We start from the raw sequence: 23,970 nt of genomic DNA, 5'->3' as shown, positions 1-23,970 counted from the left end.
CAGGCATACTATAGTTTGTGCTTAAAGTTATGAAAATCAACGGTAAACATCAAGTGAATGATCTCCATTTCCCCATTAAATAGCAGATTGGTTGTGTGTTGGAAAGCATTAAGTGTTGCCTCTGGTTCTAGATTAGGGATTATCAGCGGTAATTGCAGAAAGCGGTTAACTCCGTTGTGTAGGATTCCTGATTTCATGGTCAATGAGCTTTTTAATCTTGTCTCCGATCAAAACAAAAGGGAGAATTCCCATGAGCAACAATGCCCAGAACCAGAACGGATGAATAGTACTGATCCATAGCCATATGATGATCAGGATCAAGCTGAAAGCTACAATACGCTGTTGTCTGTTTTCACCGCCGCATAATTCTGTGATGATACCTCCTGCGATACAGCTGGTATAAACACAAGCCAACTTGATAATAAGCTGAAGAGTATCACTGTCAGTTAAGGTAGCCTGTTTAAACAGTTGCAAAGACGCAGGAAACAAAAATCCCTGTAGTTTAGCTAATGCCGAACTTAAAAGACCGATGGTTCCAAATCCGATAACGATGGAAAGTGTTTTTTTGAAGTTCATTATTTATTGGCTTTAAACTTTAACTGGTCTTCAGTAAGTACAATTGGATCTGTCATTGTCTTCTTAAGTTCATCATCAGATGCTGCCCTGAAAAATTTTACAAACTGATCCAGCTTATTTTCATCAGCGGGGATAAAAGAAGAGGCGTTATTTCTGGCATTGGTTTGAAATTTACGGATAATAGGTTGCATCAATGTGTTATAATTATCGCAGGCAGATCTCAGATCATCTGGACTTTTGCTGACGAAATGAGACAATGCTTTTGCTCCATAGATTGAAAGCGAAGCTCCCATTCCAGAAAGAGCAGTTGGGCAATATCCAGCATCTCCCAGCAGAACCATATTTCCGTTTACGAGTGTAGATGCATTTACCATTCCCATTTTATCGACGAACATTAAACCTTCTTCAGCAAAACGATTAAGCAAATCCCTTACCTCCGCGCTATAAGCACTAAAAGATTCCTGCAGCGTTTCGGTTGATCGTTGCTTTATCGTGGCAAGATCATCAGTATCGCGGATGTAGTATTGGATAGCAATTTCATCGTTTGCAATGGGATAGATAGATAGCATTTTATTCACATCAATATAGATTTTAAAAGCACCGACTGGCTCGGAATGTTTTGTCTTCAATCTTCCGCCCATGTACAATGTGTTGAAATCTTCCATTTGTGAACCTGTAAAGTATTTTTCGCGTGTGGGAGAACGCAGACCTTCACAGATGATGATAAGATCTGCTTCCATGCCTTGTCCGTTGGAGAATGTTACCTTCGTTTTGTTACCTGCAGAATTAATTCCGGAAATGGTTGTGCTAAATAGTACATTTAGCTGATTTTTTAAATGGTCATATAAAACATTGTGAAGTCCTCCCCGGGAGATCAGCACTGAACGTTCAATATTTTTGTTCATCTTTTCATAGCTGAGGTGTTGAATAACCTGCCCGTCTTTTTCTACGAAGCTTACAAATTCAGATGGAGAAGAAGCTGCCTGCAGTTCCTGCAATAAGCCGAGTTCTTCCATGATCTGTACCCCAAAGCTTTTCAGGGAAATTAAAAAACCTGCTTTCGTAAAGGATGGTGCTCTGTCAATCACCGTCACCTCATGCCCTTGCGCTGTCAGAAATTTTGCTGCTGTCAATCCTGCAATTCCGCCCCCTGATATTAAAATTTTCTTTTTCATTTTTAATTCTTTAAATGCTTATTGCAAAATTAGAATTACATTTAGGGATAAAATAGTCCTAAATGAACTTAAAATAGTCCATAAAATGAAGCTGAATGATCATAAGGAGCAAATGCTTGGCCTGGCAGAAAAATTGGGGATCCCGGCATCTGAATTTAGCGATAAGCTGGATTTTTTGAACCTTGATGAAATTCGTATCATTGACATGCTGCCGGAAATGTTGTTGATGGTCAGGTCTGTCACTGCCGAGAATGCAGTTAGCTATCTTAGAAAACCTATTGATGCGATAAAAAAGGGGCTGCTTTTTTCCTTCCAGAATATTTTCAATACGCATTTACAGGATCACAGGACAAGTGAAAAACACACATTGCCCCAAACGCTACCTCACGTCCGCATAACGCCGCTTCACCTGACAAGTGAAGTCATCTTTCCCAAAGGATCCAAGATCACCCAGGTCACGATCCTGATCGGGCTTGATTTCTTAAAAAATTTTATCGGCAAAGATCAGCAGAAATTTTACTACCTTTTTAACGAAGAAATAACCTTGTTGGTTGAGGAATTTATGTCGCCGGAGATGGCTGATCTTGTTAATAACATTGCAGAAACACCTCCATTAGATGTACTTTCCGAAACCTATTACAAATTGAAGGGCTTGGAGTTATTGTATCTGCTTTTTAAAAACCTTTCAAAACGACAGCATATTAAACATCAGAGCCTCCGTGGCGATGAGATTGCGGCCCTATACCGGGTAAGGGATGCTATTTCAACTGCGCTGGAAAAGCCTTTAACACCCAACGAACTTATTGAAATCAGCGGCATGAATATGCTCAAACTTAGAAAGCTTTTTACACAGATTTTTGGGAAGGGGCTTTACGAGTATAGTCAGTTTCTAAGAATGAAAGAGGCAGCCAGATTGATGCAGGAGCAACATCTTTCGGTTTCCGAAACCGGATATCAGTTAGGATTTACGAATTTGAGTTACTTTGGGAGGTTGTTTGAACAACATTTTGGAATGAAACCCAAGAAGTGGAAAAATATAACGCTTTGAGAAGGTTTAAGATTTCAGTTTTCCATATTGAATTTCAAAGACTCCCTTAAAAGACAAACTGACCGTACATAGCAAATACATCATTGCGTTCACAGTGGGAGCAATCATTTTGTGTGGGCTATGGCATTATCAGATATGCTATTCAAGGTTTTTGAGCTCGTTTTCAATCTCTTCAATAGTCGGCAGGTTGCTTTTTATCTCCTCCGGTAATACTTCGGTAAACTGAAATTCGCTGACGCCGATAGGCTTATTTATATCGCGCAGGGCGTACTCGACACCAATATTATTTTTGTCACGGCATAAAAGGATCCCGATGGTTGGCTTGTCGCTTTCTCCTTTTAAAAGGTCATCTGCTGCAGAAAGATAGAAGTTCAGCTTGCCGGCATATTCAGGAACAAATTTTGTATTCTTCAGTTCAACTATGACATAACATTTCAATGGTATGTTATAAAACAACAGGTCCAGATAATAATCTTCTTCAGCAATTTCAAGATGGTATTGCTGGCCTACGAATGCGAAGCCTTTTCCAAGTTCAAGAAGGAATTTGGTCATATGCGTAACCAGTTGCTTTTCAATGTCCCGCTCTTTTGCTTCGCTTGTCAGTGTTACAAAGTCGAAAACGTAAGGGTCTTTCAAGGTCTGTTCTGCCAGTTCTGAATACATCTCTGGCAGGGTCTGCTTAAAATTGTTTACGGATTTTCCGCTTCGCCCATGTAAATTACTTTTGATCTGGATGGCCAGGGTATCCCGGCTCCAACCGTTCCTTATTGATTCCCTTATATAAAATTCCGCTTCATTTAAATTTTTAGATTTGCTGATAATAAGTATGTTATGTCCCCATGGGATAAGGCCAAGCTGTGTTCTTAAATCTGCAACAACCTGTTGCCGATTTGCATTGTAGAATTGGTAAAACTGTTTGATATACCGTAGGTTCCTAACGGAATAGCCTGTGGAATCAGGAAATTCATTCTTTAGATCATTACTTAGGCTCTGCAGGATATTATCTCCCCATTGGGCCTGAGCCTGTTTTTCTGTAATCATTTTACCAAGATCCCAGTACAGGTCAATTAATGCCGAGTTTATGGCAATAACAGTTTTTTGCTGCGTAGATTTCAGTTTGGTCTTGATTTCGATAAACCAGCTTTTGTAATCATCTAAAAAAAGATCTTTCATATTATCAATGTCCTTAAGTGGGGCAGACAAGTTCTAGGTCATTTACGGTAAAAGACCTACTCCATCACCGGGTAAATATAAGACAATATTCTCTGAAGCTTCTCATGCGCATCAGGCAAGGCTTCAAAGGTATTAAAGTCAAGCCAATGGCGTAATGATCTTACACCAGGGCCGGGAACCATCTGTTCCAATCGTAAAAATTTGGAAAATCACTGTTACCTGGATACAACAGTGATTTTTTAGTAAGTGATCAAGTTTTATTGTCCCACCGCTCTGCTGATGTGCGAAATCTTACCATCCAGGCCATTGTGATAGTGGAAATATTCAACAACCCGGTTGCCATTACCGCCATCCCAGAAAACGCCTGGTGCTGCACCGATATCGAAACTCGGAATGACAACCCTGATTCCCGGAGGTAATGTCCCTTCAACTTTGACAATAGCATAATCGTCATCGGTTTGTCCATCAGGATTATCAAATACTACAATCTGGGTATTTGTCAGGGGGCCTTGGAGTACCATTGATTTAATCCGGTCATTTGCACCGCTTGGAATCGTTTTTTTAAGATTCAATGCCTTTGCAGAATGATTCCCATAAGTCAGTACCAGGTTACCGGTAGCATTCCATTCCTGGTAGAAACCAAATAAGCCTTCCTGGGGAAGAGGACTAAGTGGTTGAACGTCATTCGGGGCAACAGGTTGCCATTGACCGGTCACGACTTGTGCCGAACTTACCTTGAAGGCGAATAAAAGCCCGGCAAGGAACAATGTTTTGTAGATTTTCATAGTAGTTATTGTATTTTTATTAATTGAATAGAACAAGGTATGACAAATACAAAAGAAAATCAATAGTTACGACAAATAACTTTATGACGGCCTAATCTAATTCTGCTTGTGGTTTCGGTTTAAGAAGACCTGCTGCTTATTGATACGCCTTAGTTGTTATCCAGACATTCGCGCCATGGATGACAGGAACCAGCTGCCGGGGGATCTTTTTGAAGGCATTTCAGCCAAATCCAATACCATTGTCAACTGTGGTGTTTTCTGATAGGCTTAAAGAGCCCAGTCGGGATTTATTACCTTACTGTTTTTGTAATTGGAAGGATTGCTCAGATAGGAGGAAACGTCTTATAAAAAGAACGGGGAACGATGCCCAGCTCCCCGTTATCTAAATTAACGCTCTCGAAGGCAAAAATAGAATATTGTATATTAAAATCAAAACCCCGTAGGTTCTTTGCCTTTTTTTTGCGTTAATACCTGGTTTAACTGATTCCTGAACATTTACGTGCAAGCAGGCATGGTACAGAAATAGCATAAAGATGTTAATCCGGATTCAAAACCAATCCATGAAAAAAAATGTTATCTAGCTAAACTTAAAAATTTAAGATTATGGCAAGAGGAACAAAAGTGGAGCGCAATTCGGTTTCCAACCAGGAGCACGAGATTAAATACGAAGCGAATAAACTGGATGTAAAACCAGGCAAAATAAAAGATGCCAAAGAAAGTGCAGGTAACCAGCGAAAAGCAATTGAAAAAAAGGTGAAATAAACCTGAAAGCCCCGTAAGGGGCTTTTTTTAGCGCTAATGAAAATCGCATCCTACAACATCAATGGCATAAACGGCTGGCTTGGAAACCTTTTACGCTGGTTAAAAGAGGCGGCCCCGGATGTGGTGTGCCTGCAGGAGCTCAAATGTGAGGATAAAAGTTTTCCGGTCAAGGAGATCAACAAGGCAGGCTACCATGCAATATGGCAGGGAGAAAAAAGCTGGAATGGAGTAGCCGTACTGTCAAAAGATGAAATCAGGGAACTGCGCAGGGATCTTCCCGGTACGGATGATGAATTTACCCATAGCCGTTACCTGGAAGTTTTTACTTACGGTATGGTCTTCGGATGCATCTATCTTCCCAATGGTAATCCCTATCCGGGCCCGAAGTTTGAATATAAAAAGCGGTGGTTTTCAAGGCTCATTGAACACGCAAAAACCTTGCTGGCTACCGGGCTTCCGGTCATCCTTGCTGGCGACTATAACGTGATGCCAATGGAAATGGACACCTATAAGCCCGAAAAATACAGGGACAATGCCCTTTTCCAAAAGGAAATCAGAGCAGATTTTGCTGCGCTTTTAGAACAGGGCTGGACGGATGCCATCCGCATGCTTTATCCGGAGAAACGCATTTATACTTTTTGGGATTACCTTAGAAAAGCGTATGACCGTGATGCAGGCCTGCGCCTTGATCATTTTTTATTGACCGCAGACCTGGCGGAAAGACTTTCTGGCGCCCAGGTGGACAAAGCGGTAAGGGGATGGAAAGGTTCAAGCGATCATGCCCCGGTCTGGATCGAACTTTCGGAAAAACCGTTACAAAATAAAACAGCCCAAACAAAAAAGCGTGCGGTTAAAAAAAAGCCAGTATTAACCGGTGAGATCCGCGGGTTATTGAAGCAGGCCGATAAAACCAAAATGCCCACAGGCATCAAACCCATGAAGGCAACCCTGGTAGACGAGCCCTTTGATCAGCCTGGCTGGATCTATGAGGTTAAATGGGACGGTTACCGCGCTATCGCCTATGGGGAGCGATCCGGCACCAGGCTTTTTTCCCGTAACAACCTTGAATTTTCCCAGTTTACCTCGATTACGGCTGCGCTCGAAGCGCTAGACTTGAATGCCGTTTTGGACGGCGAAATTGTCGCGCTGAAAGATGATGGGAGCGCAGATTTTGGTGCCCTGCAGAACTGGAAGAATACCCAGCGTGCTGAACTGATCTACTATGTTTTTGACATCCTCTGGTTTGAAGGCTATTCGCTGTTATCGCTGGCCCTGAACGACAGGAGGAAAATTCTCGAAGCGGTCATGCCCAAAGAACATCTGAATATCAAGATCAGCGAGGCCTATCAGACCAGTGGCCTGGATTTTTTTGAGGCAGCAAAGAAAATGAAGCTTGAAGGCATTATTGCCAAGCGTGCCGACAGCTTTTATTCCTCCGATAGCCGTTCAAGGGAATGGCTGAAAATAAAGGCCAAACGCAGACAGGAAGTGGTTATCGGTGGGTATACCAGAAACGATGGCACCGAAAAATATTTCAGTGCACTGACCCTTGGTGTTTACGATCCCAGAGGCACACTGCATTATATAGGGAAGGTAGGCACTGGCTTCAACCAGCAATCTCAAAAGGAGCTGATGGCGGTATTCGAAAAGCTCACTACCATTATCTGCCCATTTGAAACAGAGCCTGATGTGGATGAGCCCTCTCAATTCAGGCCCAGGCGTATGGGTGCGAAACCGACCTGGTTAAAGCCAGATCTGGTATGCGAAATAGAATTTGCGGAACTCACTTCCGATGGCAAACTGCGCCAGGCTTCCTTTAAAGGACTACGCTCGGACAAGAGCCCCAAAGAAGTGATCTTGGAACATGAAAAAGATACGGGATCCATTACCCGGGAGGTGGCACTGGAACACCAGCTTGCAGAGCAGTCTGGTAAACCGTCTTCTGCGTCTACACCCTTCCAAAAAGGAAAGATGTTAAAGGACAAAGGACTGCTGCTTACCGGCAGTTCAGAAACCCAGGAAAAGATAGTGGACGGACATACGCTCAAGTTTACTCATCTTTCCAAACTCTACTGGCCGGAGGATAAGGTATCCAAGCGCGACATGTTCAATTATTATGACCAGGTCGCCCCACTTATGCTGCCCTACCTTTTGGACAGGCCCATGTCACTGAACCGCTTTCCGGGTGGCATAAACTCCGAAAGCTTTTATCAGAAAAATGTAAAGGAAACCGCACCTCCCTGGGCGCATACCATACCCCATACCAATGAAAAGGGTGAAGAAAAAAGCTATCTCCTGGGTAAAGACAGGGCTACGCTTTTATGGATGGCAAGCCTGGGCTGCATTGAAATGAACCCCTGGTTCAGCCGTGCCTCCTCACCAGATTGCCCCGATTATTGCGTGATTGACCTGGATCCCGATAAGAATACCTTTGAACAGGTAATTAAAGCAGCGCAGGTGACAAGATCCATTTTGGACGGCATCGGTGTTCCCAGCTTTCCAAAAACATCAGGTTCCACAGGTATGCACATCTATATACCGCTTGGGGCTAAATATACCTACGAGCAGTCCCAGCTTTTCGCCAATATCATCGTACGCCAGGTAAACCGTGAGCTCCCCGGATTTACCACACTTGAACGTACGATATCCAGGCGTGGGGGAAAAATGTACCTTGATTTTCTGCAAAACAGGCCCGGTGCAACGATAGCCGGAGTTTATTCCCTGCGTCCAAAGCCGGGCGCTACGGTTTCCATGCCGCTGTTGTGGGAGGAGGTGAAGCCTGGTCTAAAGATGAGGGACTTTACCATCTTTAATGCGGTTGACAGGTTAAAGGAAACCGGTGACCTTTTTTCTGGTGTACTGGGAAAGGGGATTGATATGGTACAGGTGCTCGCTAACGCGCAGCACCTTTTTAGCTGATCCGTGTCCGGCCAGGCCTGGCAGTCAAAACTTAATTCAATAAACAATGTTAATGAAGAAAAAACGCATGGGGACTTTTATGGAAAAACAGATGGGGACCGGCACAAAAATGCTGGTTCTTGGTGCAATTACAGGATTTGCACTCGCCACGTTCTATTTTCTGCGCAAACGAAACGGTGCAAAGGGCCCGGAAGATAGACCACAGCATCCCGGTATAAAAAATTTAAACATGGAAAGATATGTATTCGACCTGGCTACCGGTGAAGGCAGCGTAACGGCGGTAGTGGAACAGGCAGGAGATTGCTACAGCGTCCAACTCGATGATAAATATGTTGGAACCATGTGGCAAGACGAGCAAAAGGGCATGCAATGGCAGACCGGAGACCAGGAGCTTGAACCTTACCTGTGGGAAATTGCCATGCATTTATCTGAAGCATTTTCGAGAAAAGGTTTCCCCAGTTTACTTATGGGCACTTATCCGGAAATTATATCCACCGTTTGGAAAACTTCAGAAACACTCGAAGTGAATGTCAAAACAGATACCGATATGGAAGTATTTACCACTTTTTTAAAGGACGAGATATCCAACCTGGTCACCTTTGAAGAACATCTTGATCTGATGGTCAAAAAAGAAAACGATCCTTACTTTGTTATCGTTGGCATAAATTAAAGTGCATCAAGTTCAACCTTAGTGAATGTAGTAAAATAGCATCATGTTAGTTGCCGATGGGATTAGGGATTATGCAAAAATAAATCTAAAGAGGTTTCTTTTTGTATATGTAATGTATTAAATAAATTAAAGGATCAATATCAAACCAAATGAGAAATATAGTATATATTATTTTACTGATCGCACCTCTGTTCAGTTCTGCTGATCAGGGAAATCCTGGTAAAGTGAGGACTGGATCTCATGCATTTACCATTCAATGGATTGCTTTTGATGAGGATAATAAGCCTGGAAAAGTAATCATAAAATCGATAGGGGAGAATGAGTATAGTATTGAAGGCGAACAGCGGGATAAAACTAAAAATGAATATGTGACCATCAAAGGAACTTTTATAGTAGTGGGGCGGGTGCTTAAATTTAATGGTAAAATCGTGTCAAGGATAGCGGATATCAATAGTGGGAAACCTTGTGAAAGCAATGGTCCTGCAGTATTTAAAGCTTCCGGAAAGCGAAAATACTGGCGCTTACAACAAATGCTGAATTGTGATGGCATGACAACGGATTACATAGATATCTTTTTCTAAAGGTCGGCAACGTAAACATCTCGCGGGATTTGCCAGATTGCAATTGCGCTATTATTTTTAAAAAAAGGCCATCACAAAATGATCCTTTTTTTTGCGTTTTCAGGTAATGGTTGAACAGGATATAGTGGAACGATCTGTAGTTTAAATTAATGCGCATCCAATGATAAATACGATGTAAAATTAAAGCCCTTTTTCCTCCTATAGTGTTACTGGAATCGAAATACGAAAAAACGATTTAGGAAGCTTTCCCTTGTGGATATTGATATTTTTGACCTGGTGCCGCCTTTAATCCTAACATGAAACTGTTCAGTGGAAATTAGGAGCCGTTTTCATTAGCATATACCATTTATTATCTCAATCTTTGAATCTTACCTACAGCAGATTACTTCTTCAAGGAATGAAAAAAATAAAACCGACCAACAACTCTGGCAAATTAACTGTACTGATATCAGCCCTCTTGCTTTCTGTATTTTTTCAAATTCCGAAGGCTTCCGGCCAATATATTCAGCCTAAATCCGGACTAACTGCGAACCCTTATCAGGAACTCCGGATCGGTGCTATCAAACCTAAAGGCTGGCTGTTGGAAATGCTTGTCAGACAGAAGAATGGGAGTACGGGAAGCATGGATAAGCAATATCCTCTTGTAATGGGTAGTCGAAATGGTTGGTTAGGCGGAGACGGAGATCAGTGGGAGCGCGGTCCCTATTGGATTGATGGCTTATTGCCGCTAGCCTATATCCTAAATGACAAAGAGTTAATCGCCAAGGTCAATCCCTGGATCGAGTGGACTATCAAAAGCCAAACGGCAGACGGCTACTTTGGGCCTTCAAAGGATTACCCGGCAAAGGCAGGTGTACAACGCGACAATGCACGTGACTGGTGGCCAAAAATGGTGATGCTCAAGGTGCTGAAACAATATTACATGGCGACGAACGACCAGCGTGTGATTCATTTAATGACCAATTATTTCAGATATCAATTGAAGGAACTGCCAAAAATGCCGCTCGATCACTGGACTTACTGGGCAAAATACCGGGCTGGGGACAATCTTGCTATGGTTTACTGGTTATACAATAAAACCGGGGATGGATTTTTACTGGAATTGGGGGAGCTTTTGCACAAACAGTCCTTCAATTTTACAACGGGCTTTTTAAATACGGATTTCTTAAGTAAAATGGGGAGTATCCATACTGTAAACTTGTCCCAAGGTTTAAAGGAACCGATCATCTACTATCAGCATCACCCTGAACAGCAATATCTCGATGCCGTTAGCAAGGGGCTGCAGGACATCAGAAAGTACAATGGTATGGCTCATGGTTTGTACGGTGGAGACGAGGCCCTGCATGGCAATAATCCAACCCAGGGTTCAGAACTTTGTACCGCGGTGGAGATGATGTACAGCCTGGAAAGTTCACTGGAAATTACAGGTGCTGTACACTATGCAGATCAACTGGAGAAAATTGCTTTCAACGCGCTCCCTACGCAGATATCAGATGATTTTCAGACGCATCAATATTTTCAGCAGGCCAATCAGGTCATGCTAACCCGGAAAATGCACAATTTCGGGGACAATCATGACGGAACAGATATCTGTTATGGATTACTGACCGGGTATCCATGCTGTGCATCCAATATGCATCAAGGCTGGCCAAAATTTGTTCAAAACCTTTGGTACACTACCGCGGATCAAGGTATCGCAGCGTTGGTCTATTCGGCAAGCGAAGTAACGGCAAAGGTAGCCGGCGGTACCGAGGTAAAGTTTAAAGAAGAGACAAATTATCCCTTTGACGAAACGGTAAAGTTTACTTTAAACACCAAAAAATCCGTTTCATTTCCTTTTCACCTCAGAATTCCGGCCTGGTGCAAAATGGCAACGGTTAAGGTTAATGGAAGGATTCATCAGCAAGCCGTTGGTGACCAGATCATCAAAATCAATAGGAAGTGGGCATCAGGTGATGTGGTGGAGTTAATATTGCCGATGCATATTTTCAAAAACCAATGGTACGAAAACTCTATATCTGTCGAACGGGGTCCTATTACTTACGCGCTTAAGATTTCTGAGAAATCCAGCAAAGTTTTAAATACTGTAGATCCACAGGTTTATGGTGAGTCCTACACTGAGGTCCGACCGGGCAGTCCATGGAATTATGGATTGTTTGACGTCAGTGATAGTAAGTTAAATGATAATTTTAAGGTAGAATTCACCGGTAAAAACTCAAGCTATCCCTGGAATCTTGATCATGCGCCGGTACAGATTAAGACCACAGGAAAGAGGATACCATCATGGAAACTATACAATGATATGGCAGGCCCCTTACCTTACAGCCACATTTATGGGCTCGAGGCAGCAAATGATGAAGAGGAAATTGTGCTGGTGCCGTATGGCTGTACAACCCTTAGAATCTCCCAATTTCCTTTGGTTGGCCGTAAATAGATTTTCAAAAGTCTAAAAAACAGCATACTTCAGCATGCATCGGATAACATGGGATCTATCGAATCAATACTGGCTTTATGGCGATTTCGTCTTGCCTGGATTCAACAGTATCAATTCAGGATAAATTTTTTATAAATATTTGAACGAACCAAGCTATTTGAAGTTCCTCCCGCCGTGGAAAGCAGTTTTGGTTTTTTCACTGGCATCTTCCCGCACCTGGGTCCTTTTGTTCTGGGAAGGATAGGGTGCGGTTTTTTCGTCGCCCCTCGCAAGGGTCAATACGGGCAATTCATCTGCTTCGCGCTGCACCAGCTTGCCCAGTATCTTTGTAAAATCAAAACACTTGCTTACAATCACATGCACGACCTGGCCCTCACGCTGCAGCCGGCCTTCGACCATAAGCAGCCTGGAATGCAGTATTTCCTTCCGGTAGGTTTCAAACAGCTTTTCAAAAACCACCAGATTGGAATATCCTGTTTCATCTTCGATGGTAATGAAACAGACTCCGCCCGCAGTTCCGGGGCGCTGGCGAACGAGCACCAATCCGGCTACTTTAACCAGTTGCCCGTCGGTTGAATCATGGTTGATGTGATGGCAGGTCCGGATGTTCAGCATATCCAGCTGCGGGCGGACAAAGCTTACAGGATGGGCTTTAAGCGATAAACCTACCGTGGCATAATCCTGCACCACATGTTCGCCCTTGCCCATAAGCGGTAACTCCACCTGTGTTTCCAGTGCACTTTCAGAGGCCTGACCTCTAAATAATTCCACCGGCATATCCTGCAGCGCGGAAACTTCCCAAAGTGCCTTGCGCCGGTCCATTCCCATTGACCTGAACGCATCTGCATCGGCCAGCCGCTCAAGCGCTGCAATAGATACGCCCGCATCGCGGAGTGCGGTAATACTGGTGTATCCACCAGCCCTTTCCCTGACCAGAATCTCCATTTCATCTTCCCGTATTCCGCTGATCTGCCTGAATCCCAAACGCAGGGTAAAGTATCTGCCGGATTTTTCTTCGAGCCTGTTGTCCCAGAGCGAATGGTTGACATCTACTTCCCGGACAGCTACCGTGTGTTTCCGCGCATCAATAACGATCTGGGCCGGCTGGTAAAATCCCATCGGCATACTGTTGAGCAGTGCGGCTGCAAAAACATCCGGGTAATAATGCTTCAGCCAACAGGAGACATAGACCAGCAGCGCGAAACTTGCGGCATGGGATTCTGGGAAACCATAGCTGCCAAATCCCTCCAGCTGCCTGAATATACGTTTGGCAAACTCGAGGCTATAACCTTTGGCCAGCATGCCGTCGATGAGTTTCTGTTCATACTGGTTGACCAGGCCCTTGAACTTGAATGTGGCCATACTTCGGCGCAGCCCATCAGCTTCAGCCGGGGTAAAGCCGGCAGCAACGATTGCAATCTTCATCGCCTGTTCCTGGAAAAGCGGTACACCGAGCGTACGCCCTAGAATTTCCTTCAGTTCGGGCGAGGGGTAGGATACGGGCTCTTCGCCATTTCTCCTGCGTAGATAAGGATGGACCATATCGCCCTGTATCGGCCCGGGCCTGACAATGGCCACCTCGATCACAAGGTCGTAAAACTCCCTGGGCTTCAGTCTGGGCAGCATGGACATCTGCGCCCTGCTCTCGATCTGGAATACGCCCAGGGTATCGGCCAGGCAGATCATGTCATAAACCTCGGGGTCGTCCTGTGGGATATTGGCCAGCGTATATTGTACACCATAATGATCACGGCAGAGGTCAAAAGCCTTTCTGATGCAGGTAAGCATACCGAGCGCCAGTACATCTACCTTTAAAAACCCGAGCGCATCGATATCATCTTTGTTCCATTCGATATTGGTGCGGTCCTCCATCCGGGCATTCAGGATAGGGCACAGGTCGGTCAGCTTCCCTTGCGTCACCACAAATCCCCCGGTATGCTGGCCCAACTGCCGCGGAAAGCCCATCATCTGCGCGGTAAGCTCGAGTGTCTTTTTAAGGTGCGGATCGTTTGGGTTCAAGCCTTGTTCGGTAAGCCGATTGCCCTCGAACCATTCATCGGTAAACTCCCATATCGAACCGGACAACCGGTTGATGGTGTCTACCGAAAGTCCCATGGCCTTGCCGACATCACGTATCGCGCTCTTTTGGTGCTGCTGGGTAACCGTAGCTACGATTGCCGCCCGGTTACGCCCGTATTTGTCATAAATGTACTGTATGATTTCTTCCCTTCGCTCATGCTCAAAATCCACATCGATATCAGGCGGCTCATTTCTGGCCGGGGAAATAAAACGTTCAAAAAGCAGGTCAAATTTCATCGGGTTTACCGATGTGATCCCTAAAACAAAACAGATTGCCGAATTGGCTGCTGAACCCCGGCCCTGGCAGAGGATCCCGCGTGATCTTGCTTCACGGACAATATCTTCCACAAAAAGAAAATAGTTGGCATAATCCATCTGCTTCACAAATTCCATTTCGTGGCCGATCATCTTAAGCACTTTATCCGGGATGGTTTCACCGTAAAATGCATGTGCGCCTTTCCAGGTAAGGTATTCCAGCTCTTCCAGGGGTGAACGGCCGTTTTTATTGATTTCCTCCGGATAAACATATTTAAGTTCATCCAGTGAAAAATTGCAGGACTCGGCGATTACCATGGTATTTTCAATGGCACTGGGGTATTTCCTGAACAAACGTTCCATCTCCGCCACCTCTTTCATATAGCGCTCTGCGTTCTGGTGCAGGCGGAACCCGGCTTCCTGGATCGTGCATTTTTCCCTGACGCAGGTCAGTACATCCTGTAATTCCCTGCGCGAAGGCGAATGGTAATGGATATCGCCCGTTGCCACCACCGGGATCCCGTAAGCTTTCGAAAGCTGCGAAGTGCGGAAGATCAGTTTATCATCATTTCCCATGTATGACCTGGTGGCGGCAAGATACAATTGGCCGCGCAGGGCTTCACGGTATTCTGCCAATGCCTTGACAAAACCTGGCTCATATTCAAACCTGCGGTTTAGCTCACCGGGCATCACCACCGTAAATATCATGCCCTTGCAATGGGCGTATACATCTGCTCTGGAGATATGGCAGGAGCCTTTTTCTGCCCGCATATTGCCCAGGGTAAGCAGTGCCGATAGTCTGCCATAGGCTTCCTTGTCTGTAGGGTAGGCCAGTAAGCTTGGTCCGTCCAACAGGTCCAGCCTGCATGCCGGAATCAGTTTTACGTTTTTGTCCCTGCATGCAGCATGGGCCCGTACGATCCCCGCCAGCGTATTCCTATCGGTAATGGCTATTTTCTTATACCCGAAAATCTCGGCCTGTCCGACCAGTTCGTGTGCGTGCGAGGCTCCCCGCAGGAAACTGAAATTTGATGTAACCTGTAATTCGCTGTATCCCATCATCTTCACTATGCAAAAAAACCATGTATAAACCATTTGTACTTTTGTTCCCCACCATAGTGCCCCGAACGGAAAAGCCAGTATCGGCCGCCCTGCTCGTCCTCCACCTGATAATAATCCCTGTGCACGCCCTGGTCCAGCCACCATTCGCGTTCGATGCGCTCGGGTCCATCGGCCTTTGTCACCAAGTGCTGCACGCCGTTATAGATAAAAAACTTTGGCGGGTGATCGGGGATAATCGCCATTACCTCTATCGGCACGGGCGTTTTGAGCAGCTCGGTAGGCCTGGGCTGGGTCACGCGCCAGGTAGTAGCCGGTTTTTCAGTTACCGAAAGCGCCTTTTGCACCGATCGTTCCGGCCAATACCGGGTTGCAGGCAGGTAGCGGTGGATGACCTGAAACCCTACTTTTCCGGCCACGCGGTCCAGCAGACGGATCAGGCTTTTATCATCAAGCCCGGGGGTTGATGTCCACATTTCTTCCTGTGGAACCTCCACATCATCCACTTTGGGTGCATCCATAACAAAAAGCTCTATGCCGAGCGCTGGCCGGATCTGGTCGATCTTCAGTTGAAAAAGCTTGAACAAATGGCTGATGCTATGCGTAGCCCCACTTGTACCGATATCCGCCTGCACCACTTTTCCGTCAATCCGGTGGCAGGTCAGTATGCCTGTACGCAAGCCTTTCCCCTCAGCCCGCAATCTATTGCACAGATTTTCCAGTAGTTTATGGATGGCGGTTTCTATTCCGTTCCGGGTTTTGATGGGTTCCAGACAGGCCAGCCTTTCGCTGAATGGCACAGGCACCTGCAGGGGAACGAGCACCTCGTTTTCTGTGCCGGTGGCCTGTGCCAGGCGGAGCAGAAAATCCTCTCCGAACCTTCTGCGCAGTACCGACCTGGGCATCCCGATAAAACTTTTGATCTGATAGAATCCCAGTTTGCGCAATTTTGCCAGCACTGGTTGCGTTAAACGCAGGGCATCGGGGACCAGGTCCAGCAGGGCATCGACTTGCCCGCCGGTCGGGATCAACGGCGTAATCTTGCCGTAACGGGACACCGCCCATGCGGCGCCTGGTGTATCGGCAATGGCAAGGCGTACGGTATAGCCTTTGCTTTTTAACCTGGAAACGATTTCTTTTAGATAGCCCCGTTCTCCGCCCCACAGATGCGTGCATCCGGAAACATCGAGCAGCAGTCCATCCATCCCGAATTCATCTATCGCGACTATCGGGGAATAGCGCACGCACCATTCGCCAAGGCCTTTGAGGAGGTTTTTGGGCCGCCCAGGTTTATCGTCAAGCACTTCCAGCCCCGGGCAGATGGCTTTGGCATCGGCTGCGCGCATGCCTGTTTCCACGCCAAAATTGCTGGCTATGGGGCTAACGGCGGTGATGATCATCCGGCCGTGATCGGGCGCAGCGAAAACAAAGGGTACGTTCTTTAGTTCTGGCCTGCGGATAAGCTGCCAGTCAGCCAGGAGCTGTCGGAACCATATGGAAACAAAACGCTTTTGCATGATTTCTATCCAATCTGCCTGCCCTCCAGTTCAGACCATACGGTTTGTTTTTCAACTTTCCTGACTTCTTCGAATTTTTCGCCTGCCCACTCCAGTATAAAACTTCCGGGCTTGCCATTTCGGACTTTTAGCAATTCAACCTGCCAGCGCGGGAAGCCAAGGCCGGGCATTCCGTCTTCGGTATGGGAAGGCAGTGGGCTGATCCTCCACCTTGCGGTAGCCACTGTACTTGCTGTTTTATTTTCGTCTTTGCGGAGGATAAAACCGGTAACGCCACTGGATTCTACCGCAAGTTGCAGCCTGCGTGATTCGATAAGGCTTAGGTTGCTGACCTCGGCCACTACTGCTGCAAGCCCTTCGCATTTCAATGCCTCTTCTGTGATCCATAGTACATCCTTTTCCGTTTGCACATCCATAAAAATGATGCGCTCTGGTGCTACATTGAAAAGACTAAGTGAAGCCGGAAACAACCGGCGCGAGGTACTGGCCCATACGCAGGCGGTACCATTTTCCATCAGCACGGCCAGGAGCCCGGCAATAAAGCCATCGCTTGCCGCTGAATGTTCCGGTAGTACGGTGATGAATTCATGGATCGCCTTTTTGGGGAATACGCTGCCGGGAAAAGAATTTTCTATTTCTCCAAGGCCGATGCGTTCAGTCTTTCCCGCGGACACGGGCTTAAAGCCCTGCCACAGCAGTATATCCTGTTGCAATTTTTGAAACAACTCCCTTTTGGCATCCATGACGCAATAAATTTTATGCTATTATATTTAGTATTTAAAATAAATAACAAACATAAAGCTAAAATTGTTGGTAATTTGTATGATGTTGAAAAGATTCTGTTTTTGGTGGATAAGTCGGGCGTGAGGATTCAGGGTGCTTATCGCTTTGGATATGATGCGGGATTATGGACACGATAGTATTTTTCCAAGAATAACTGGATTTCCCCAGTGGGGTATTGAGAGGTGGAAAGGATTCTTTATGCGTATTATGGTTGGAAGTTATGCTTTTTTTGACTGTCCCCTGCGGGCCGGGCCATTCGCTGTATCTTTTGTTCCAAAAGGATGCCGCTGCTGTCCCTGACAGGGTAAGGGGGGAGAAAAATAATAAATTGGGAAAGAGATTTTTTGCCTGGACACGGCAGGCTGATAAATGGTCATAAAGGCTCTTCCCCTAAATCATTGCATCAAAGATACGGTCGGATAAGCCGCATAAAGTCAAGACCAGGTTGTATAAGTTGAACTTGCTTGAAATGAATATCTGTCTTGCGTTTTGTTGAGATGGTAAAACCGGTCCCCATTTTAATATATGCGCATATTGTCTGAAAATTTTGTAACTTTCGATTATGAAAATTTCTTTATTAACTTTCTTTTGTCTGTTCTCTCTGTGCGCTTACAGTCAGGTGACATCCTTCCTCATTAATGATGATGAATTGAACAAGCCTTTAAAAGATTCATTGGAATCCATATTTAAATCCGACCAGTCTGTTAGATTCGCAGTCGCCGAAGCACTGGAAGCTAAAAAACCAAAAGAATATGTAGATAGTCTTAGAGAAGTCATGCGCCAGACCGATAACATCAATTTAAAACGTGTAAAAGAAATCATTAAAGAAAAAGGTTGGCAAAGTCCTCAAAAGGTTGGTATGACCGCAGCTCAGGGGTTGTTCTTGGTCATACAACATGCTGACCTGCAAACACAACTTGAATACTTACCGCTGATACAGGATGTTGAAAAAAAGGGTGGGATATTATCCAGCAACCTGGCTATTTTGGAAGACCGGATCAATGCCCGGCAGGGAAAAACACAAAGTTTCGGTAGCCAGCTATTTACTGATAGAAAATCTGGAAAGAAATATCCTTACCCGATTGCTGACGTTGATAATCTAGATAAACGCCGCAAATCCATGGGGATGACTCCAATGCAGACCTACCTGGAGGATTGGAATGTGGAAAGCTATAAAAAGGATCTTCCCATCATTGAACGAATATTCACAGCACAGGGCATACGATAGCAAAAGATGTAAACAAAAGGTTGCATCAATAATCTTTTTTCATTTGAAAATTTTTATTGGCTATGATCAAACATTTTTTACCCCGGTTTATCCTTGGGGCATTTGCGTTTTTTTTTCTTGGTCTTCAGTTCATTGAAACAGATAAAGGTGGTGGTAACAGCGGAATGGATATCAAATTATGGTTATTCATTTCTCTGGCTATCCTGTTGCTTGAAGGCATTTACCTGATCGGGGAGATGTTTTATCTATTTTCGAAATCTCGCTACAGACTGGCTTGGATTGATTTCTCATTGCTGTTGATTGGGGGGATTGTGTTTTTAATCCTGATGAGATTAACATAAATTAGCCGTCCGGTTAATTTGTTTTACAGTTGGATTTTAGTAGAAAGTAAGAAAGTCAGTTCAAAAGTAATTGTGAAAGGTTTAGGGTGATAGGTTTATGCTTCAGGACGTGTCATTATTATCTTTGGCTTATCAGGGTTGGTGCCATTCAAAAGTTCCTGTTTTGATGTTACACACTTATAGTAAAATCCGCTTGTTTTAAAAACCGTATTATTCTCCTGGCATCATTAGTCCCCATTGGTATAAGATCCAATGGATGATTAGATTTTCTTTCCATGCCAAAAACTTTGGAATATGGATAGCGGTAGCATAAGCGTATAAAAATTTTTGATCATGGCATTGATCATATATTTCCTTCACGAAAATCTTTTTTGTCTTCCTTGATTTTAAACTACCAAGCTCTTTGTCTATCGCTTAAATCATGATAATGGAGACGCTAACCGGACTTTCCAATAGAAACGGTAAAAAAGGCCGTGAATTTCGGGCACTCCATTCTCTGCGAGCGCATAATGTTCTGGCTGCGCAAGAACACCCTCCGGGACTTATAGCTCTCCGTTCTTTATGCACCCGTTTTTCAGGACTTTCTTTTTTTCCGTTTTTTCTTTTGAAAAGATTTTTTGGGAAAAGAGAGATGAACATAGTTAACAGGATTTTAGAACTAAAGACGGTATGGTGCAGCCGGAGAATTGCATTTTGGACTATGAAACATGATTTTCATCAACGCAGGGTGAACCGCATTGCAGGTGCGGAAGAAAGAGCTTCAAAGAATGAAGCTGAATCGGATAGGTTATATCAATTGAGCCAGAAAATGGCGGATGCGATCCCAATGGGACAGCCTATTCTCATAGGTCACCATTCTGAAAAGTCTGACCGAAGGTACAGGGAAAAGATATCGGTCGCAATGAAGCGATCGGTTGAGGCAGATCATAAAGCCGCTTATTATTCGGAGAAGGCGGCGGGCATCAAAAATAATGGTGCCATCTTTTCGGACGACCCAGAGGCGATCGTTAAACTGGAAGAGAAGCTGAACAGTTTAAAAGAGATGCAGGAGTTTATGAAGGCGGCCAATAAGTGTATCAGAAAAAATAATAAAAATGCTTTTCTGAATTTGAAGTTTGGGAATGACCGGATGTGGGATGAGCTTATACAGCCTAAGTTTGGGGGGCAGGGATTTGCTCAGTTTACCTTAACAAATAATAGTGCAAACATCAGGCGTATTGAAAAGCGGGTGTTAGCTTTAAAAAATCAGGGGCAGACCGTGGCAGTTGATATGGTGATCAAAGGGGTGCGCATTTTGGAGAACAGGGAGGCAAATCGCTTGCAGCTTTTTTTTGATGGCAGGCCGGTTCAGGAGGTTATCGCAAAGCTAAAACAGCACGGCTTCCGTTGGTGCAGGTCTGAAGGGGCATGGCAACGGCACATCAGTAATAATGCAATTTATTGGGGAAGGATCATAGCTGGAACGGTAGAAACTTAGGATGACCTTCAGGCGGTAGATTTGTATTGAAACCGTTTGTGGAAGGGCAGGGCGATGCAATCCGTTATGTCATTGGCCTGCCTGATACAAAGATTTTGAATGCCTTGCATTTTAACTCAATAAACCAATGGGAATTTGAAACGTAGTGTTTAATTATCTCCTGGAGGGACGAACTTAAAAAAATAATGATGAAAGTTATAGATCTTGCGGGAAGGCCGATCAGGGTAGACGATCTCGAAGTAGCAATCAAGCGGGCAGACATTTATAGAAACCAATATCATCAAGATCCAAGGTTTACAGAACTGGATAAAAGGCTACGTGCATATTGGGAGGATTTTTATCAGAAACTGATTCTGTTAAGATAGTGCAGGGAAATCGGTGACGGCCGTCCACTGGACGGCCGGAAGCCTCGCGTCTGCGGACACTCGGCTGCGGCATCTGTTAGCTTTTTTAGGAATGTTTGACACCTATCGGCTTTCGTATACATCACTGAGGCAGAAAAATATTACAGGTTCATCTACGAACGAAAGTTTACAAATCACACAGATTTAGCCGGGGAAGTTAAGCAAGGAATTCAGCGCTAAAATATTGCACTTAAAGAAGTGTCCGCGGTGATCCGTTTTGATTATTCCGCCGGGTTGTAAGTTATCTTAGTCTGAATTTCTTTTTGCTAAAAATTTTAGCATAAATTTGTGTTCAATAAGAGAAAGTTGGTTTATGATCAGGTCATTCGAGAACAGGGCAGAGCAGAAGATTTCCGGGTTTCAATCACCCGCGGCAGATTATTTGGAGGGAAGGCTTGATATTGCCGAAAAGCTGGTCATTGATCCCCATTCAACTTTCTATTTTCGGATGCAGGGTATGGAAATGCAGTCTTTCGGTGTTTTGGATGGCGATATCCTCATCACTGACCGGTCCCTGAAACCTGCCCATGGCGCATTGGTCATTGCATTTTCATCGGGTTGTTTTACCTGCCGGATCTGTCTGATGGATAAAAATGGCATTGTACTGAAGAATGACCACAATGTGCTCACTGAAACAGAAATCGGAGTTTTGCAGATTTGGGGTGTGGTAACCGCAGTATGCAGGAATGTGTTACCGAATGCATTAAAGATTGGGAGGTATAGTCATGTTTGCGCTCTGTGACTGTAACAATTTCTACGCTTCGGCTGAACGGCTGTTCCGTCCGGAGCTTAATGGTAAGCCCGTGGTGGTACTTAGCAACAATGATGGATGTGTGATTGCCAGGAGTGAGGAGGCGAAGGTTTGCGGCATTAGAATGGGCGATCCTGAATTTCTGGTGAGGGACCTCATTAAAAAGTTTGATATACAGGTCTTTTCCTCCAACTACGTACTTTATGGAGATATGAGTGAGCGTGTGATGCACAATCTGGGCAGATGGTTCCCCAGGCTGGATGTCTATAGTATTGATGAGGCTTTCGGATGGCTGGGAGGGGTAACGGACCTGCAGCATTATATCCCCAGGGTTAGAGAATCGGTTGTCCGCAATACCGGTATCCCGGTGTCAATCGGGGTTGCACCAACCAAAACCCTTGCTAAACTGGCCAATAAGCTGTCAAAAAACGCAAATGGTGTCATGGTACTGGACAGCGATGAAAAGATAACAGCAGCGGTAAAGGAATTTCCCGTTCATGACCTTTGGGGCGTAGGGAGGCAGCATTATAAAAAATTTGAAGCGCTGGGCATTCGTACAGTTGCTCAATTGAGGGAAATGCCAGAGATGTGGTTTAAGCAAAATATGACGATCATGGGACAGCGGATGTGGAACGAACTTTGGGGCAGGCCCGCTATTCCGCTTGATGCAGTGAGGGAGGTGAAAAAAGGAATCACGGTAAGCCGCTCTTTTAGAAATTATATCACGGAGCCCGAAATTCTTTCGGAGGCGCTGACACTATACGCAAGCCGTTTGGCAGAGAAGCTGCGTAGGGAGCAACTGCGTTGTCTCTATTTACAGGTGTTTCTTTACACGAACAAAAATAGGGAAGATCACCCCCAGCACTTCCCCAGTCATACCCATAAATTACTGATCGCCAGTAACAGTACAATAGATCTGGTCAGTATCGCAGTAAGGGTATCGGCAAAACTGTTCAGGGCCGGGATGAAATATCGCAAAGCCGGGGTGATTGCCACTGGCCTGGTACCGGAAAGCGAACTACAGCTTAATGCTTTTACCGCACATGATGGGGGTAAGAAAGATACAGTCTCTGCACTGCTCGACAAACTGAATCTTGCCTATGGCAGGGGAACATTGCGTATGGCCACTGAGGGGTACGAGAAAAAATGGCGGCTCAAGCATGAATACCTCTCAAAGGGTTATACCACCAGGTGGAGCGACATTATAATGGTTAAATAGGAACATTTAAAGGAACAAAGATATGTGCGGAAGAACATTGATTGGTGAAAGTTTGGCAATGGCTGCCAAGGCAGGGGTGTTGCTTGGCGGAGATGCAAGGGAAAAAGATACCAACCGCCCGCCCGGAACGGATATGCCCGTCATCCTGGATGCAAGACCAGGCAGGTTACACTATGTAAAATGGGGCCTGATACCGTCCGGTTCTAAAGAGGTACCTAAATTTTCTACCACTTATTGCCGTATAGAGACGATGTTTTCGCTGCCCAGCTATAAAAGTCTGATCGGAAGGAGACATTGCGTATTTGTGGTTGAAGGGTTTTATGAATGGGATCGTAGAGGAGATAAAAAACAGCCCTACTATTTTGAGCGTACAGACGGCGCGATACTATTACTCGCAGGCTATTGGGATAGCTGGAAAGACCCCAAAACCGGAATCGTTATACCGTCCTGTACGATGATCATGCAACCGGCCAATAAATATGTAGGAAAAATCCATGACCGCATGCCCTGCATCCTTACGCAAAGTGAAAGTGCAATATGGCTGGACCGTGAGCTGCCTGTTGATCAGCGGTTAAAGGTACTCCATCCTGCCGACAACTCTTTATTGAAGGGCTGGCAGGTTGATTCCAGGATCAACAATGCCCGTAACAAGCATGAAAACAACAACAGGCAATCAGGGCCTGACCTCACACTTTTTGACTAAAAATTTGCGTTTTGGTTGAGTGCAGTTAACA

21 protein-coding genes are annotated in these 23,970 nt (G+C 45.0%); 14 read left to right on the top strand and 7 right to left on the bottom strand.

Features of this window, described 5'->3' with window-relative positions:
* Nucleotides 1-165 precede the first annotated feature (165 nt).
* A complete protein-coding gene (locus tag PGN18_RS14290; protein ID WP_335320217.1) occupies nucleotides 166-576 on the bottom strand; it encodes a hypothetical protein in 411 nt (136 codons plus the stop codon).
* Nucleotides 576-1,751, bottom strand: coding sequence for an FAD-dependent monooxygenase (locus PGN18_RS14285; RefSeq protein WP_335320216.1), 1,176 nt, complete (start codon nucleotides 1,749-1,751; stop codon nucleotides 576-578). Before PGN18_RS14285 ends, PGN18_RS14290 begins: the two co-directional genes overlap by 1 nt.
* Before the next feature lie 85 nt (nucleotides 1,752-1,836).
* On the opposite strand from PGN18_RS14285, the gene PGN18_RS14280 reads away from it, so the two are divergent.
* Entirely contained in the window at nucleotides 1,837-2,799 is a 963-nt protein-coding gene (locus tag PGN18_RS14280; protein ID WP_335320215.1) for a helix-turn-helix transcriptional regulator, read from the top strand.
* 138 nt (nucleotides 2,800-2,937) lie between these two features.
* Here PGN18_RS14280 and PGN18_RS14275 read toward each other — a convergent pair whose 3' ends face one another.
* Both PGN18_RS14275 and PGN18_RS14270 read right to left on the bottom strand, forming a co-directional pair.
* Nucleotides 2,938-3,972, bottom strand: a complete 1,035-nt coding sequence (locus tag PGN18_RS14275) for a PDDEXK nuclease domain-containing protein (protein ID WP_335320214.1) — start codon at nucleotides 3,970-3,972, stop codon at nucleotides 2,938-2,940.
* A gap of 257 nt (nucleotides 3,973-4,229) precedes the next feature.
* Nucleotides 4,230-4,757: a hypothetical protein gene (locus PGN18_RS14270; protein WP_335320213.1), complete on the bottom strand. Its 528-nt coding sequence runs from the start codon at nucleotides 4,755-4,757 to the stop codon at nucleotides 4,230-4,232.
* Between the two features lie 603 nt (nucleotides 4,758-5,360).
* On the opposite strand from PGN18_RS14270, the gene PGN18_RS14265 reads away from it, so the two are divergent.
* The 5 genes from PGN18_RS14265 to PGN18_RS14245 all read left to right on the top strand — a co-directional run bounded on the left by PGN18_RS14265 (nucleotide 5,361) and on the right by PGN18_RS14245 (nucleotide 12,123).
* A complete protein-coding gene (locus PGN18_RS14265) occupies nucleotides 5,361-5,519 on the top strand; it encodes a DUF3606 domain-containing protein (protein WP_335320212.1) in 159 nt (52 codons plus the stop codon).
* Between the two features lie 36 nt (nucleotides 5,520-5,555).
* Nucleotides 5,556-8,438: a DNA ligase D gene (ligD, locus tag PGN18_RS14260; RefSeq protein ID WP_335320211.1), complete on the top strand. Its 2,883-nt coding sequence runs from the start codon at nucleotides 5,556-5,558 to the stop codon at nucleotides 8,436-8,438.
* A gap of 52 nt (nucleotides 8,439-8,490) precedes the next feature.
* Nucleotides 8,491-9,108 (top strand): hypothetical protein, encoded by a 618-nt coding sequence (locus PGN18_RS14255; protein WP_335320210.1) that lies wholly within the window; start codon nucleotides 8,491-8,493, stop codon nucleotides 9,106-9,108.
* Between the two features lie 149 nt (nucleotides 9,109-9,257).
* Entirely contained in the window at nucleotides 9,258-9,689 is a 432-nt protein-coding gene (locus PGN18_RS14250; protein WP_335320209.1) for a hypothetical protein, read from the top strand.
* Nucleotides 9,690-10,086: 397 nt separating this feature from the next.
* On the top strand, nucleotides 10,087-12,123 hold the full coding sequence (locus PGN18_RS14245; protein ID WP_335320208.1) for a beta-L-arabinofuranosidase domain-containing protein: 2,037 nt from the start codon (nucleotides 10,087-10,089) through the stop codon (nucleotides 12,121-12,123).
* 153 nt (nucleotides 12,124-12,276) lie between these two features.
* Here PGN18_RS14245 and PGN18_RS14240 read toward each other — a convergent pair whose 3' ends face one another.
* The 3 genes from PGN18_RS14240 to PGN18_RS14230 are packed head-to-tail and all read right to left on the bottom strand — an operon-like array spanning nucleotide 12,277 to nucleotide 17,776.
* Complete coding sequence (locus PGN18_RS14240; protein ID WP_335320206.1) at nucleotides 12,277-15,519, bottom strand: error-prone DNA polymerase; 3,243 nt, start codon at nucleotides 15,517-15,519, stop codon at nucleotides 12,277-12,279.
* Between the two features lie 5 nt (nucleotides 15,520-15,524).
* Nucleotides 15,525-17,033, bottom strand: coding sequence for a Y-family DNA polymerase (locus PGN18_RS14235; protein WP_335320205.1), 1,509 nt, complete (start codon nucleotides 17,031-17,033; stop codon nucleotides 15,525-15,527).
* 5 nt (nucleotides 17,034-17,038) lie between these two features.
* Complete coding sequence (locus PGN18_RS14230; protein ID WP_335320204.1) at nucleotides 17,039-17,776, bottom strand: ImuA family protein; 738 nt, start codon at nucleotides 17,774-17,776, stop codon at nucleotides 17,039-17,041.
* A gap of 15 nt (nucleotides 17,777-17,791) precedes the next feature.
* On the opposite strand from PGN18_RS14230, the gene PGN18_RS14225 reads away from it, so the two are divergent.
* The 8 genes from PGN18_RS14225 (at nucleotide 17,792) to PGN18_RS14190 (ending at nucleotide 23,939) form a co-directional block, all read left to right on the top strand.
* On the top strand, nucleotides 17,792-17,953 hold the full coding sequence (locus tag PGN18_RS14225) for a hypothetical protein (protein WP_335320203.1): 162 nt from the start codon (nucleotides 17,792-17,794) through the stop codon (nucleotides 17,951-17,953).
* Between the two features lie 425 nt (nucleotides 17,954-18,378).
* Nucleotides 18,379-19,044, top strand: coding sequence for a DUF6624 domain-containing protein (locus PGN18_RS14220; protein ID WP_335320201.1), 666 nt, complete (start codon nucleotides 18,379-18,381; stop codon nucleotides 19,042-19,044).
* Nucleotides 19,045-19,106: 62 nt separating this feature from the next.
* Nucleotides 19,107-19,385 carry a hypothetical protein gene (locus tag PGN18_RS14215; RefSeq protein ID WP_335320199.1) on the top strand — a complete coding sequence of 93 codons (279 nt, stop codon included), beginning with the start codon at nucleotides 19,107-19,109 and terminating at the stop codon, nucleotides 19,383-19,385.
* 631 nt (nucleotides 19,386-20,016) lie between these two features.
* Nucleotides 20,017-20,862, top strand: coding sequence for a DUF3560 domain-containing protein (locus tag PGN18_RS14210; RefSeq protein WP_335320198.1), 846 nt, complete (start codon nucleotides 20,017-20,019; stop codon nucleotides 20,860-20,862).
* Nucleotides 20,863-21,047: 185 nt separating this feature from the next.
* Nucleotides 21,048-21,227: a hypothetical protein gene (locus PGN18_RS14205; protein ID WP_335320197.1), complete on the top strand. Its 180-nt coding sequence runs from the start codon at nucleotides 21,048-21,050 to the stop codon at nucleotides 21,225-21,227.
* 352 nt (nucleotides 21,228-21,579) lie between these two features.
* Nucleotides 21,580-22,008, top strand: coding sequence for a LexA family protein (locus PGN18_RS14200; RefSeq protein ID WP_335320196.1), 429 nt, complete (start codon nucleotides 21,580-21,582; stop codon nucleotides 22,006-22,008).
* Nucleotides 21,992-23,236, top strand: coding sequence for a Y-family DNA polymerase (locus PGN18_RS14195; RefSeq protein ID WP_335320195.1), 1,245 nt, complete (start codon nucleotides 21,992-21,994; stop codon nucleotides 23,234-23,236). The genes PGN18_RS14200 and PGN18_RS14195 overlap by 17 nt, the downstream gene beginning before the upstream one ends.
* 22 nt (nucleotides 23,237-23,258) lie before the next feature.
* A complete protein-coding gene (locus tag PGN18_RS14190) occupies nucleotides 23,259-23,939 on the top strand; it encodes an SOS response-associated peptidase (RefSeq protein ID WP_335320194.1) in 681 nt (226 codons plus the stop codon).
* Nucleotides 23,940-23,970: the final 31 nt, after the last annotated feature.

Origin of the sequence: Pedobacter terrae (genome assembly GCF_036946585.1) — a bacterium.
GTDB classification, from domain to species: domain Bacteria; phylum Bacteroidota; class Bacteroidia; order Sphingobacteriales; family Sphingobacteriaceae; genus Pedobacter; species Pedobacter terrae_C.
This window is presented reverse-complemented; position numbering and strand designations above follow the sequence as displayed.